This window comes from Gottschalkiaceae bacterium SANA, from assembly GCA_036323355.1.
Lineage (GTDB): Bacteria > Bacillota > Clostridia > Tissierellales > GPF-1 > GPF-1.
On the sequence record AP028876.1, the window covers coordinates 994,648 to 1,008,466 of the forward strand.

The 13,819-nt window shown below is 43.8% G+C and carries 11 protein-coding genes; 10 read left to right on the plus strand and 1 reads right to left on the minus strand.

What is annotated here, in order from left to right; translation table 11 throughout:
* Positions 1 to 9: 9 nt before the first annotated feature.
* Positions 10 to 963 (minus strand): hypothetical protein, encoded by a 954-nt coding sequence (locus AC25CA_RS04780; RefSeq protein ID WP_486815909.1) that lies wholly within the window; start codon positions 961 to 963, stop codon positions 10 to 12.
* Between the two features lie 196 nt (positions 964 to 1,159).
* Between AC25CA_RS04780 and AC25CA_RS04785 the strand changes: the two genes are divergently transcribed.
* The 10 genes from AC25CA_RS04785 (at position 1,160) to AC25CA_RS04830 (ending at position 13,745) form a co-directional block, all read left to right on the plus strand.
* Positions 1,160 to 2,392: a Cof-type HAD-IIB family hydrolase gene (locus AC25CA_RS04785; protein ID WP_486815910.1), complete on the plus strand. Its 1,233-nt coding sequence runs from the start codon at positions 1,160 to 1,162 to the stop codon at positions 2,390 to 2,392.
* A 94-nt stretch (positions 2,393 to 2,486) separates the two neighbouring features.
* Complete coding sequence (locus AC25CA_RS04790; protein WP_486815911.1) at positions 2,487 to 3,596, plus strand: efflux RND transporter periplasmic adaptor subunit; 1,110 nt, start codon at positions 2,487 to 2,489, stop codon at positions 3,594 to 3,596.
* A complete protein-coding gene (locus AC25CA_RS04795) occupies positions 3,593 to 6,661 on the plus strand; it encodes an efflux RND transporter permease subunit (protein ID WP_486815912.1) in 3,069 nt (1,022 codons plus the stop codon). The genes AC25CA_RS04790 and AC25CA_RS04795 overlap by 4 nt, the downstream gene beginning before the upstream one ends.
* Entirely contained in the window at positions 6,625 to 7,107 is a 483-nt protein-coding gene (locus AC25CA_RS04800; RefSeq protein ID WP_486815913.1) for an NUDIX hydrolase, read from the plus strand. Before AC25CA_RS04795 ends, AC25CA_RS04800 begins: the two co-directional genes overlap by 37 nt.
* 22 nt (positions 7,108 to 7,129) lie before the next feature.
* Complete coding sequence (locus tag AC25CA_RS04805; protein WP_486815914.1) at positions 7,130 to 7,879, plus strand: lysophospholipid acyltransferase family protein; 750 nt, start codon at positions 7,130 to 7,132, stop codon at positions 7,877 to 7,879.
* Positions 7,880 to 8,262: 383 nt separating this feature from the next.
* Positions 8,263 to 9,819, plus strand: a complete 1,557-nt coding sequence (locus tag AC25CA_RS04810) for an ABC transporter substrate-binding protein (protein ID WP_486815915.1) — start codon at positions 8,263 to 8,265, stop codon at positions 9,817 to 9,819.
* Positions 9,820 to 9,876: 57 nt separating this feature from the next.
* A complete protein-coding gene (locus AC25CA_RS04815; protein ID WP_486815916.1) occupies positions 9,877 to 10,881 on the plus strand; it encodes an ABC transporter permease in 1,005 nt (334 codons plus the stop codon).
* Between the two features lie 9 nt (positions 10,882 to 10,890).
* Positions 10,891 to 11,793, plus strand: a complete 903-nt coding sequence (gene nikC, locus AC25CA_RS04820) for a nickel transporter permease (RefSeq protein WP_486815917.1) — start codon at positions 10,891 to 10,893, stop codon at positions 11,791 to 11,793.
* A gap of 9 nt (positions 11,794 to 11,802) precedes the next feature.
* Complete coding sequence (locus tag AC25CA_RS04825) at positions 11,803 to 12,777, plus strand: ABC transporter ATP-binding protein (protein ID WP_486815918.1); 975 nt, start codon at positions 11,803 to 11,805, stop codon at positions 12,775 to 12,777.
* Complete coding sequence (locus AC25CA_RS04830; protein WP_486815919.1) at positions 12,774 to 13,745, plus strand: ABC transporter ATP-binding protein; 972 nt, start codon at positions 12,774 to 12,776, stop codon at positions 13,743 to 13,745. Before AC25CA_RS04825 ends, AC25CA_RS04830 begins: the two co-directional genes overlap by 4 nt.
* The last annotated feature ends 74 nt before the right edge of the window (positions 13,746 to 13,819 follow it).

The following is a 13,819-nucleotide window of genomic DNA, read 5'->3' on the forward strand; positions in this document are numbered from 1 at the left end:
GATCACTCCTTACGCACTATGGACGTTGTCTGTTGATTCTTTCAGCGTATCCGTTAGGTCTGCAAAGCTGACATTCATCCGTTCGATATTGGTCTTCAAATGATGGTTGAATTCCGTCAAGTCCCGGGTGTTTTCCGAGAAAGTTTCCAAGGATGCCGCAAACATGGATATTGCTTGCATCATTGCTTTTGACGACGTTTGAAGCTCATTCGTTGTCTTGGTCAATTGAAGAGTGGAATCCTCAGCCAAATGGATTAAGTCATTTGATAATTGATCGCCGTAGCGGTCAAATACTTGTTGAACGGCTTGCGCCAGCATTTGATATTCTTCTTGCATGCGAGTGGAGTAGTCCTTTGCAACTACATTATCCAAATATGATTCGACCTCAACCAGCAGGGTTTCTCGTACAACGCCGATATTGGCGAAGGTGGTAAGAAAGGTTAAAATGACGGAGCCGGTAATACCGAAGAGAGAAGTGACAAAGGCAACGCTCATGCCTTGAACCGAATCAATCAAACCGGTGACGACACCTTCAACGTTGGTAAATTCCATACCGCCGCCATTGCTTAACAAATTGACCAGCTCGCTGATGGAAAGGGTCAATCCGTAAAAGGTACCTAATAAACCTAAGATGATCATAATGGAAGTGGCTTGCTTGACAAACCGTTCTCCCAAAGCCAATGTGTTGTGTTCTTTGTTGAAGTATTTTTCAATAATGGCTTGGGTGTTGACATCGGGTCCGTTGGACTCCGCTGCTTTTCGATAATCCTCCGCAATTTTTGTTAGGACGATTTCGGAAAAATTAGGATTCTTTAATTTATGATTTCTATGGAAATCCCGACTGATTTTGCCGTAGCGATTTCTCACGAGAATCGTGGAAATAAATGCCAATAGAAATACCACGGCGATTAGTGTTATAATCGTTATGGCTACAGGGTTCAATTGTTGAATTAGGTCAAACATCTTTTTTCCTCCTTGGGATGACTCTAAACAAAGTCAAATTCTATCTCCATAATACGGGTAGTTGGAAAGGGGTGTCAAATACAGGGAAAAACCCTTGTAAGCGTTATGAACACTATGGTTGAGCGCTTTTTAACCTGGATATACATAAAAAAGTTACAATTCGGACAAAGATATGCCATAAAAAAGGAGGATATATATGGGAAAGTTCACAGGTTATTTAATAGTTTCAGATCTAGATGGCACCTTGTTAAATGAGGAACATCAGGTAAGTGAGAAAAACGCGGAAGCGATTCGATATTTTATTGATAATGGCGGACGATTTACGGTTGCCACTGGGCGAATTCAAGAAGAAATTGAACCCTTCTTGGACGAGCTGATTATGAATGTGCCAGCCATAGTGTCCAACGGTGGAATGATCTATGATTTTAATTCTGACTTTATGATTATGGAACGATTTTTGCCTCACAAAATCGAACAATTTGCACAGCAAGTGATGGATGACTTTCCACAGTCAGGGGTAATGACTGTTGTTAATGGTCAACTGACCATGGTTCGAGAGAATGAGATCTTTCGAAGGGATCCAGAGCTTTATCGAACGTTTACGATACCGAGAAAGCAATTGTCTGAAATGGGCGAATCGTGGGCAAAGGTCTTGTTTTCTATAGGGGTGGATGAATTACCTCGATTCGAAGCCTATTTAAAGGAAGAGACTGATGAGGTTGAAATTGTCCAGTCATATGAAACCACCATTGAATTGTTGCCGAAAGGTGTTTCCAAGGGCGAGGCATTGGAATTTGTGATTCGTGGCTTGCGTATGGATCGGGAAAAGGTCTTTGTTCTGGGAGACAATATGAATGATTTTGCCATGCTTCAGACGGTGACCCATGGCTGGTGTGTTGAAAATGCCAACCCTCGACTGAAAGAGATTGCGGAGCGGGTGATGCCAGCGAATTCAGAATCGGCCGTTGCTGCCATGATAGAAGCCGTGGAAGAGATTGTCGATGCGCAAATCAAAGCGGACCAGGATTTTGCAATTTCCTATTTAAAGATGAATGATTGTGCGCTTGTTTTTGTTCGGGATGGTGATGTATTGTTCGAGAGCCATAAAAAAGGAATCCGTCCTATGTATGAAGCTCTACTGTCAGAGGTGGATTTAACCGGTGCTGTTTTGGCAGATCGCGTGATTGGTCGAGCAGCTGCCATGTTGGCCTTATCAGTGGATATTCGATCCTTATTTACCTTTGTGATGAGTGAATCTGCTTTGGCCGTATGTAAAAAAGAAAAATTTTCGACATTCACTTATGAGGAATTGTCTCCCTTTGTCATGAATCGAAAGCAGGATGATCTTTGTCCCATTGAAAAATTATCTCAAGGAACCGATGACCCAGAGGCCTTGATGAACCGAATTGAAAAATTCTTAAGAAGCTGAGAAAATCAGCTTTTTTTTATTGACGAAGGTTCGATGCCATGATACGCTGAATACATGAATAATGAACAAGTGTTTACGATTGGGGATGAGCAGAATGAGCAGTCAAAAGAGAAAAATCGGAGACGTGGTCCTTATGGTATTAGTCATAGGGCTTTTTACCTTGTCGGGATGCCAACCAGAACCCTTGGAAGAAACCATTCCAATGAGTGTTCGTGTAATTACCGCGGAAACTAAACTGGTTGAACACAGCTATCGTTACATTGGTATGATGGATACAGAGAGTTTGCAAAAATTGAGTTTTCCTGCTAACGGAAAAGTAGATTCTATTGTGGTAACGGAAGGAGACCGGGTGGAAGAAGGACAAATTCTGGCGACTCTTGATCCGGAAACCGTGCAATTGCAAGTGGATGCAAGCCGAGCCCAATGGGAGGCGGCACGCTCTCAATTTGAAAAGGCCAGTGCGGCTATGAAGTTTGCAAGAGAGACCTATGAAAAAATGGAAACTCTTTTCCAATCGGGAGCAGTTTCAGCCTTTGAGCGGGATCAAGCCAAGCTACAGCTGGATACTCTGATCGAAGATCGCGATTCGGCCTATCAGCTTTTTGAACAGGCCCAAGCTGGTTATTCGGGTGCAGGTAAAATTGCTGATGAAAGTGTTATTCGCGCAACGAATCCGGGTCATGTGGTTCGTGTATTGAATGAACCAGGAGAATTCGTAGGTGCAGGTTATCCCGTCATTATCCTCAGGGGTATTACAAGCCGCGTCAAACTCTTCGTCACCCAGGACCAAGTGGTTGATTTACAGGTTGGAAAGAATGCCCGATGCACCTTTGGTGATCAAGTTTGTACAGGGACGATCGATTGGATTGCAGAAGTGCCGGATTCGGAAACCCTTACCTATGAGGTGCAGGTAAAATTGGAAGAATCGGACCTTCGCTTGGGAACCATTGTAAATGTGGATCTGATATTGGAGCGGGTGCAGGTCATTCAAATCCCCATTCAAAGTATTATGAATGACGAGTCGGGTGACTATATCTATGTGGTGGAAGAGGGACTTATCGGAAAGAAAAATATTGTTCGTATGGAAATTGACAACACATTTGTCGAAGTGGAAGGGCTAGAAGCAGGAGATCAAGTTGTTGTTATGGGAATGGCTTATGTTGAAGAAGGACAGGGTGTATCTGTGCGGGAGATGGAAGAATGAAACGAGGGATCATTGCAGGAGCCATTCAACGAAGACGAGTGACCATAACCCTTGTGATTTTTTTGTTGATTTTTGGGTTTGTACGATATATTCAATTGCCAAAACAGGAATCCCCGGATATCAGTGTGCCTTATGCCATGGTGTATTGCGTATATCCCGGAGCGAGTCCAGATGATATTGAAACCATGGTTACTAAACGGATTGAGGATGAAGTCAGCGCTTTAGAGGGAATCGATAAATTGACATCACAATCGAAGAATTCGGTTGCAGTTATTGTGATCAAATTGAAGGAAAGCGTGAGTGACCAAGAAATTGATGAAACCTGGTCGGAGCTTCGTTGGCGGATGACCGATCTTCAAGCAGACCTGCCGGAATTCGCCTTGCCCATTGAAGTGAATACCGATTTGATTTCAACTGCAGGGATGTTAATATCTTTGTCGAGCACCCATTATACATATGAGGAGATGGAGATCTATGCAGATCAGGTAAAGGAAGCATTGACTGCGATTGATGGGGTGAGTCGGTTTGAAATAACAGGCAAGCAGCAAGAGGAATTGCAGATTCTCGTTGATTTTAAGAAGATGAATCAATATAATCTCTCCTACGATCAGTTGTCGAAGTTGATTGTTGCATCGAATTTGGCAATTCCATCTGGCGTAATTGAAGATGAATACGGAAAAATTCAAGTGAGTGCAACAGGCATGTATTCGGAGCTTGACGAGATTGCGAATACCATTGTCTATGGTTCGCCGGATAGTGGTGCAATTGTTCGATTAAAGGATATTGCCGAGGTGAAATTTGTTCCTGCTTCTTCGAGCTATAAGGTGAAAGATGATGGCGTGCCTACCCTTTTGTTGACGGGATACTTTGAGTCGGGTAAAAACGTGATTACCATTGGCGATACAGTCGATGCGACGATTGAAGAGCTCAAGTCCAATCTTCCGGAGGATTTGCGTTTTGATACCATTGTCTATCAGCCGAATGACGTGGAGACGGCAGTGAATGAATTTATGGTCAACCTAATTTTGGGGATTTTACTTGTTATTCTTGTTGTCCTTCTTGGAATGGGGCCTAGAAATGCAATTATTGTTTCCTTGGCGATACCTCTGTCTATTGCCCTGACCTTTTTGGGTATGGATGGCTTGGGTTTAAAGATTCATGAGATTTCCATTGCCTCTTTAATTATCGCATTGGGGATGCTGGTGGACAATGCCATAGTGGTTAGTGATGCCATTCAATTACGAATTGATGCGGGTCTAGATCGCCTTTCCTCTTGTGTGGATGGAGTAAAGGAGGTTGCGGTTCCGATTTTGACCTCTACCCTGACGACGATTGCGGCCTATGCGCCCTTCCTGCTTTTAAACAATACTGCGGGAAAATATATGCATGCCTTGCCATTGGTCGTGATGATGGCGCTTATTGCATCCTATGGCATAGCTCTCCTGGTGACGCCAACCTTTGCCTACCTGTTCTTTAAACCTAGCCATGCGCGGTTTAAAAAGAGCCGGGTGCGGGATTTTTATGGAAGACTATTGGACAGAGCCATGAAGCATCGGGGACGAACCCTGGCTTTGGTTCTGGTGGCAGCTATTGCCATTGGCAGCCTCGCTTTATTCTTGACCATGAGTGTATTTCCTTTTAAGGATACCGATTTATTGTATGTGGACATTTATTCAGAAGTTGATGGGGATCTGGCTCGTACGGAAGTGGTGTCAGATCAAGCGGTATCGATTATGAAGGCGTTTGATGAAGTAGGAAAAGTCAGCCAGGTGATTGGCGATGGATTTCCGAAATTCGCAACAACCTTGAGTCCACCAATTCGCTCGTCGGATTATTCGCAGGTTGTTCTTCGTTATTCTCTGGAGGCATCGAAAAACTTTGAGGATCAACAGGCTCTGGTCAATGGCTTGCAGCGGAAACTGGATCAAGAATTGGTGGGTGGACAAGCCTTCGTTCGTCAATTGCAGTTGGCAGAACCACGGGTTTATAGCGTATCGGTTAAATTGATTGGCGACGATTTGTCCGAGCTCGCACGTTCTGCAAAGGACGTACAGGAAATACTCACTAAGATTCCTGGGTCTATTGAGGTGGGAAACAATGCGGTTAATCGAATCTACGAGTATTACTTGAATGTGGATACAGACCGTGCCGCCGCTTTGGGAATCATCAAGTACGACATTCAAAATGAAATGAATTTAGCCCTTAGAGGCCGAGATGTGTCGGTTTTTCGCCAAGAAGGCAGGGAATCGAATATCCGTCTGGCCAGCACCATGGAAACTCTTGATGATTTGGAAAACTTGGCAGTTTATTCTCAGATGACAGGAAATAAGATTTTACTTAAGCAGATTGCTGATGTTGAACTGAAGAGTGAATTGCCCATCATTCGTCATGAGGATCGGAAACGAATTGTTTCTGTTTATGCCAATGCAGCCAAGGGATATGATCCGATTTCTATAGAGAATCAGCTGGAAGCGGAATTGAATAAACGGGATTGGAATGGAATTGCCTTCTCCTATGACGGGGAGCGGGAATCTGTTAGCCGTTATTTTGGTGACTTAGTTCCCTTGGGATTATTGTCTTTGGCTCTGGTCTACTTGATTCTTTTGGTACAGTTCAATTCATTTTTACAGCCAGCCATTATTATGGCGACGGTGCCTTTGTCCTTGATTGGTTCTATTTTAGGCCTGACGATTTTCCGTCAACCCCTCTCTTTTACTGCCTTGTTAGGTATGGTATCCTTAATGGGGATTGTTGTAAATAATGCAATCGTTTTGATCAATTTTATTAATTTTGAGCGGGCGCAGGGACACAATGTGCAAAAGGCATGCCGAGAGGCGGTAAATAAGCGAATTCGTCCGATTCTCTTGTCGACAACGACGACCGTAATTGGATTGATTCCGTTGGCGGTTGGGGGAAGCAATTTGTTTCAGCCTATGAGCATCGCTTTGATCTTTGGCCTTATGATTGCAACTGTGTTAACCTTGATTGTGATTCCCGTCGTATATAGTTTGATGGAGGAGAGAAAAGAGTGGCGAATTATGTCCAAGAAATCAGAAAGTATGTAGGGAAAAACCCTATTTTTATGCCAGGTGCTGGCGTTGTCTTGTACGATGCAGAGACTCAAGAAATCGTCATGCAAAAGCGTACTGACAATGGATGTTGGGGAATCTTTGGTGGAGCCATGGAATTTGGTGAGCAGGCAGAAGATACTGCAAAACGAGAATTATTTGAAGAATCTGGGGTTCAAGCGAAAGCTCTCGAATTGATTGGGGTAGAAGCTGGTCAAGCCATGTTTCACGAATATCCAAATGGAGATCAGGTCTATAATGTTGCCTGTCTCTTTGTGTGCAAAGCATGGGAGGGAACGCCATATGTCCATGACGATGAGTCCTTGGAAATCAAGCGATTTTCGATTTTTGCACTGCCGACTCCGGACATTTTGAATCCCCCAGATTATCAGTTGATTCAACGATTCCTCTCTTGGTCCAAAGTTGAAAAAATTATGCTATAATGGGAAGATAAGGAGGGGGATTATGGCAGTACTTCGAGAAATAATAGCGATTCTTTATGCAATTATTGGCATCGTATGGATGCGGATTGGACCCATGTGGGCGCCAAAGGTAAAGCGATTGCAGAAAAATGGAAAATTGCAGGAAGCAGATCAGGTTCTTACTGTTATGTTGAAGCGATTTGTTCGACGACTTATGAAAATTATTGGCATTGAAGTGGAAATTATTGGGGATGAAAACTTGCCCAAACATGGAAATTACGTGTTAGTGGGAAACCATCAGGGCCATGCAGACCCATTCTTTCCCTTTCTTTTTATGGATCGTAGCCTTGGGTTTGTTGCAAAGAAGGAACTTAGAAAATTGCCCATCGTGCCCGGTTTGATGGACTTGTATCATTGTGTTTTAATCGATCGTAAGGATCTGCGTCAGAGTTTGCAAGCGATTCAAGAGGGTGCAGACTTTGTTCGAGACGGATATCCTATGATGATCTACCCGGAGGGAACTCGTTCAACATCCGAGAAAATGTTGCCTTTTAAATCGGGTGCTATGAATCTGGCTTTAAAAGCAAAGGCTGATGTTGTACCGGTTACCATGGTGGGTTCTTACTGGATTCAGCAAAAGGGTAGCAATTTGATTAAGAAGGCAAAGGTACGTGTGGTGATTGATGCTCCAATTCCTACGGTGGATATGGATCGTAGCGAAAAGAAAGAGTTAAGTGGTCGTGTACGTGGGATCATTGAGCAGAATTTAGAAAAATATAAGATAGAAAAATAAGAAAAAGCGTTCGATTTTATCGAACGCTTTTTCTGTGAAATCCTTTTCATGGAAATTCTTCCTTCTAAACTCTTGACTTTATTGAGATCATGCACTAAACTATGAACAAAGTGTTACAAAAAAGACATGAGTAAGTTTGCAGTAGCCGCATGGCTATTTCAATAGGTGTGACGTCAACCCCCTTTTTGATGTCAGAAAAACGCGAGAGTCGGCCTCTCGCGTTTTTTCTTTACGGAAATATCTGACAATTTATGAACATTCCTTTATATTTAACGATTACAATTACATTTATGACATGCATTGTGCTTGACAGAGCGACAGATGTAGAGTAGAATAATTAAGAATATATTACACAAATGAAATATATAGAAAGAAGGGGAAAAATGAAAAACATGAAAAAAACATGGATTGCATTACTACTATTGGTGGCAATGATTCTATCAGCGGGCTGTGGCGCGCAACCGGCAGCAGACGGTGATGAGCCTGCACAAGCGGAGCCTAAGATCTTCGTTTATGCACGTGGTTCAGACTCCATCAGCCTTGATTCAGCATTTGTATCAGACGGAGAATCGTCGAAGGTATTGAATCAAATCGCCGATACACTGGTACGCTATAAAAACGGTTCTACCGAAATTATGCCTTGGTTGGCAGAGAGCTGGGATATTTCAGAAGACGGAACGGAGTATCTTTTCCATCTACGTGAAGGCGTGAAATTCCATGACGGCAGCGATTTAACTGCTGAAGATGTTGTTTGGAACTTTGATCGTCAATTGGCTGACAACAGAACATCGGATATGCCATATGCATCTTTTACATTTGCAGATGTTGTTTCGGTCGAAGCTGTCGATCCTTTGACAGTTAAAATCACATTGACTAAACCGTCAACACCATTCATTGCAAACTTGGCTATGAGTCTTTCTGTACAGATCTATAAGCCTGCTGATGATGTAGCGGAAAACCCAATTGGAACAGGATCATATAAATTTGATTCTTGGAAAAAAGACGAATCCATTACACTTCTGAAAAACGAAGATTTCTGGGGCGACGAAAAACCAAGTTTTGATAAATTGATCTTCAAAGTAACAAAAGAGAATTCGGTTCGTGCAACAGAGTTGATGTCTGGATCAGTTGATATGATTGACGGAATCAGTTTCAATGATGTTGAGCAACTGGAATCAAGTTCTGATGTGGAAGTGAAAAAAGTTGCGGGTATGAACATCAACTACATGGCCTTCAATACCACTCGCGCACCATTTGATAACAAAGAAGCACGTGTTGCCATTGCAAAAGCGATTAATACGCAAGAAATTGTAGATTTCCTTTATCAAGGATATGCGACAAAAGCGGAAAGTTTCTTCCCAGACTTTATGCCTGGATACAATGGAGATCCTGGTTTGACAAAATATGATGTTGAAGCTGCAAAGGCCGAAGTTGCCGCTTTGGGATTGGATCAAACGCCAATCAAAATCATTTGCTACTCAAACCCACGTCCTTACAACCCAGCCGGTGGAAAATTGGCTGAAACGGTTCAAGCATATTTGAATGAAGTTGGGGTTACAGCTGAAGTTGTTGTATATCCTTGGACCGATTATCGAGACAAAGTAAACCAATATGAAGGCGATATTTACTTCATGGGATGGATTGGCGACAACGGGGATCCGGACAACTTCTTGACATTGCTTGAAGGGGCTAGCATTGGCGGGTTGAACGATACTGGTTGGTCAAACCCTGAATTTGACGCACTTATGAACAAGGGTCGTGAATTACCAAACGGCGAAGAGCGTTGGGAAACTTACAAGCAAGCACAAGAAGTGTTGGCTCAAGAGGTTCCATGGGTACCAATCTCACATGCTTTAGATCTTGGCGCTTGGACAACAAACGTTACAGGATATGAATTGCATCCAACAGGACGAGTTAACCTGTTTGGCGTAGACAAGTAGAGAATTGAGAACCGGTGCCCTTAACACGGCACCGGTTTTTTTGTTTAGGGGGTTTCTATGGGAAAATATATTTTCAGAAGATTATTGTATCTCATTCCCGTCGTGTTTGGCGTTTCCGTATTGGTTTTTACGGTCATGCATTTATTCACATCGGATCCGGCGTTGACAATTTTGGGTCAGCATGCAACGGATGCGGACGCGGCGGCTTTGCGAGAGGAATTGGGTTTTAACTTACCATTGGTTCAACAGTATTGGAATTTCTTGAGCGGAATGCTGCAGGGGAACTTTGGAACCTCATTATTTACACATACACCAGTCTTTAATGAAGTGATGTCGCGGTTTCCAGCGACGATTGAATTGGCTTTATTTGCAATTATCGTTGCCTCTGTTGTTGGGGTGACTTTGGGTGTTATTTCAGCTGTGAAGCAAAACTCTATCTTTGATTATGCGTCCATGACGATTTCTTTAATGGGGGTGTCCATGCCGATTTTTTGGCTAGGCTTGATCATGATTGTGGTTTTCTCTTTAAAGCTGGGGTGGTTTCCAGTGTCTGGTCGTATTCAAATGGGATATGATCCGGCGCATGTGACGGGCTTGTATATCTTGGACAGCATCCTTACCGGAAATACAGCGGCATTTAAGAGTGCGGTGGAACATATTATCTTACCGGGTACAGCTCTTGCCATGTATTCTATGGCCATTATCGCAAGGATGACTCGCTCAACGATGTTGGAAACCTTGGGGCAGGATTACATACGTACCGCACGGGCAAAAGGAATTGTTGAAAGGCTGGTTATTGTGCGACATGCCCTTCGAAATGCAATGATTCCCATCGTTACGGTGATCGGTTTGCAAATGGGCGGTCTTTTGGGCGGTGCGGTTTTGACCGAGACTGTATTTTCATGGCCGGGCGTTGGTTCCTACACGGTAGAATCCATTTTGAAATCGGATTACCCCGTGGTGCAGGGAACAGTAATGATGATGTCGATCATCTTTGTATTGGTTAATTTGGCCGTGGATTTGATCTATAGTGTTTTAGATCCGCGTATCAAGTATTCGTAGGAGGGACAAATGACTGAAGAAGTTAAGAAAGAAATCAACGAAGAAATTGTCCCTGTAGAGCAAGGTGTCTCTCCATGGAGGGATATGTGGGATCGATTAAAACAAAACAAGGCTGCCATGTTTGGTCTTGCCATTGTCGGCTTGCTTGTATTTTTTGCCCTATTTGGCAAGTATTTAACGCCGTATGATCCGTTATACGGTGGGAGCCTGAAAGAAAGCCTGCAAGGGCCATCTCGTGCGCATTGGTTGGGAACCGATGAGCAGGGTCGCGATATGCTGAGTCGAATTATTGCCGGGGCTGCGATCTCTTTGCGAGTTGGTTTGTCAGCTGTGGGTATTGCCTTGTCTTGTGGCATGATCATCGGTGCTATTGCCGGATACTATGGTGGAAAGATCGATATGATTTTGATGCGTTTGATGGACATTATGTTGGCCTTCCCATCACTTCTATTGGCAATTGCCTTTATGTCTGTTTTGGGTCGGGGAATAGAGAATGCGATTATTGCCATCTCTATTGTGACGATTCCGCAGTATGCGCGTATTGTTCGAGGATCCGTTTTGTCGGTGAAAGAGAATGAATATGTGCAGGCGGCGAGGGCCATTGGAAATCCTGATTGGCGAATTATTCTCTACCATGTGGTTCCTAATATTTTGCCACCGATTATTGTTCGGGCAACCTTGGGAATATCGATTGCGATTTTAGATACCTCAGCCCTTGGATTCTTAGGCCTGGGTGTACAACCTCCAACAGCCGAATGGGGTACCATGTTGGGCGCAGGTCGGGCATATTTCTTTAACGCGAATCATCTGGTATTGTTCCCAGGTTTAGCAATTACCTTCACGGTAATGGCATTCAACCTTTTGGGAGACGGACTCCGGGATGCATTAGATCCACGGATCCGCAAAGGATAGGAGGGGCATATGTTACTAGAAGTGAAAGAACTGGAGACGCACTTCCATATCAAAGGAAAGGTTGCAAAAGCGGTTGACGGCGTATCATTTTCTGTAGGACGAAAAGAAGTGGTCGCTTTGGTTGGCGAGTCCGGCAGTGGAAAGAGTGTTACGAGTCTTTCTGTGTTGGGATTGATTCCATCGCCACCAGGGAAAATCGAAGGTGGAGAAATCATCTTTGACGGTGAGGACCTGCTGAAAAAGTCTAACAAAGAAATGCAAGATGTTCGGGGAAATGAAATTTCGATGATTTTTCAAGAGCCAATGACCTCTTTGAATCCTGTGTATCCAGTTGGAAAACAAATTACAGAGGCGATTCGTCGCCATAATAAAATATCGAAAAAAGAAGCACGTGCCATTGCCATTGAGATGCTTAGCAAAGTGGGATTGCCATCCCCTGAAATTCGAGTGGACGATTATCCCCATCAAATGAGTGGTGGGATGAGACAGCGTGTGATGATCGCCATGGCTCTGGCAACGAAGCCACAATTATTGATTGCCGATGAACCAACCACCGCTTTGGATGTAACCATTCAGGCACAGATTCTTGATTTGATGAATCGTTTGCGAGAAGAGACTGGCACATCAATTCTTTTGATCACCCATGATTTGGGCGTTGTTGCTGAAACTGCGGATCGAGTTGTGGTATTGTATTGCGGCAAGGTTATGGAGATGGCAAATGTGGTGGATCTTTTTGAGGATCCCAGGCATCCTTATACCCAAGGCTTGATTGCATCGATTCCAAAAATGGAAGGCGAGTCTGGTCGACTGACAATGATTGAAGGAAATGTACCGAATCCGATGCAGATGCCGGCAGGTTGTCCTTTTGAACCGAGATGTACTCAGTCGATGGAGATTTGCAAACGAAAGATGCCGGAAATTCAGCAATTTGGGGATCGGCAAGTAAGATGCTTTTTATATGAAGGAAAGGGGGAAGTTGAATGAAGCCATTATTAGAAGTTAAGGGCTTAACCAAACACTTTCCTGTTGAACAGGGCTTCTTGTCAAAAGGCAAGAAAGTTGTACGTGCTGTTGACGATTTGAGTTTTGCAATCGCACCAGGTGAAACCCTTGGTTTGGTAGGGGAATCCGGTTGTGGAAAATCTACAACGGGAAAGCTTATTGTTCAATTGCTGGAGCCCACTGCAGGCCAGTTGTTTTTCGAAGGGAAAAATATCACCAATCAGTCTGGTCGTGAACGGAGAGCCTTGGCTCGTGATATTCAAATTATTTTTCAGGATCCTTATGCCTCGTTGAATCCACGTATGACTGTGGAACAGATTGTGACAGAGCCCATGAAATTACACCTGAATCTTGGAAAGAAAGAATTGGAGCAAGAAGTTTTGCGATTGATGAATACCGTGGGTTTGCCATCTTTTTATCGAAACCGGTACCCGCATGAATTCAGTGGCGGTCAACGGCAGCGGATCGGGATTGCACGCGCTTTGGCCTTGAAACCGAAATTGATTGTTTGTGACGAGCCGGTATCGGCTTTAGATGTATCCATTCAGGCCCAGGTATTGAATCTCCTGGATGATCTGCAGGAAGAGTTTGGCTTGACCTATTTGTTTATTGCTCACGGATTGAATGTTATTCGACATATTTCCGATCGGGTGGGGGTTATGTATTTGGGGAATATGATGGAGTTGGCACCAGCTAAACCCATGTATGCCAATCCCTTACATCCTTATACCCAGGCACTTTTGTCAGCCGTTCCGATTCCAGATCCAAAGGCTGTGAAAAATCGGATTTTATTGGAGGGAGATGTGCCCAGTCCGATCAATCCACCATCGGGTTGTCGATTCCACACCCGTTGCCGCTATGCAACGGAGCGATGCAAGTTAGAAGTACCTGTATTGCAGGAAGTGGAGCCGGAGCATTTTGTGGCCTGCCATTTGATGGACCAACGATAAAACAAGAGAACGCGAGGACTTTTTTCTCGCGTTTTTTTGTACAAAAAATAGGTTTAGGAACTTATCAGAAGTGC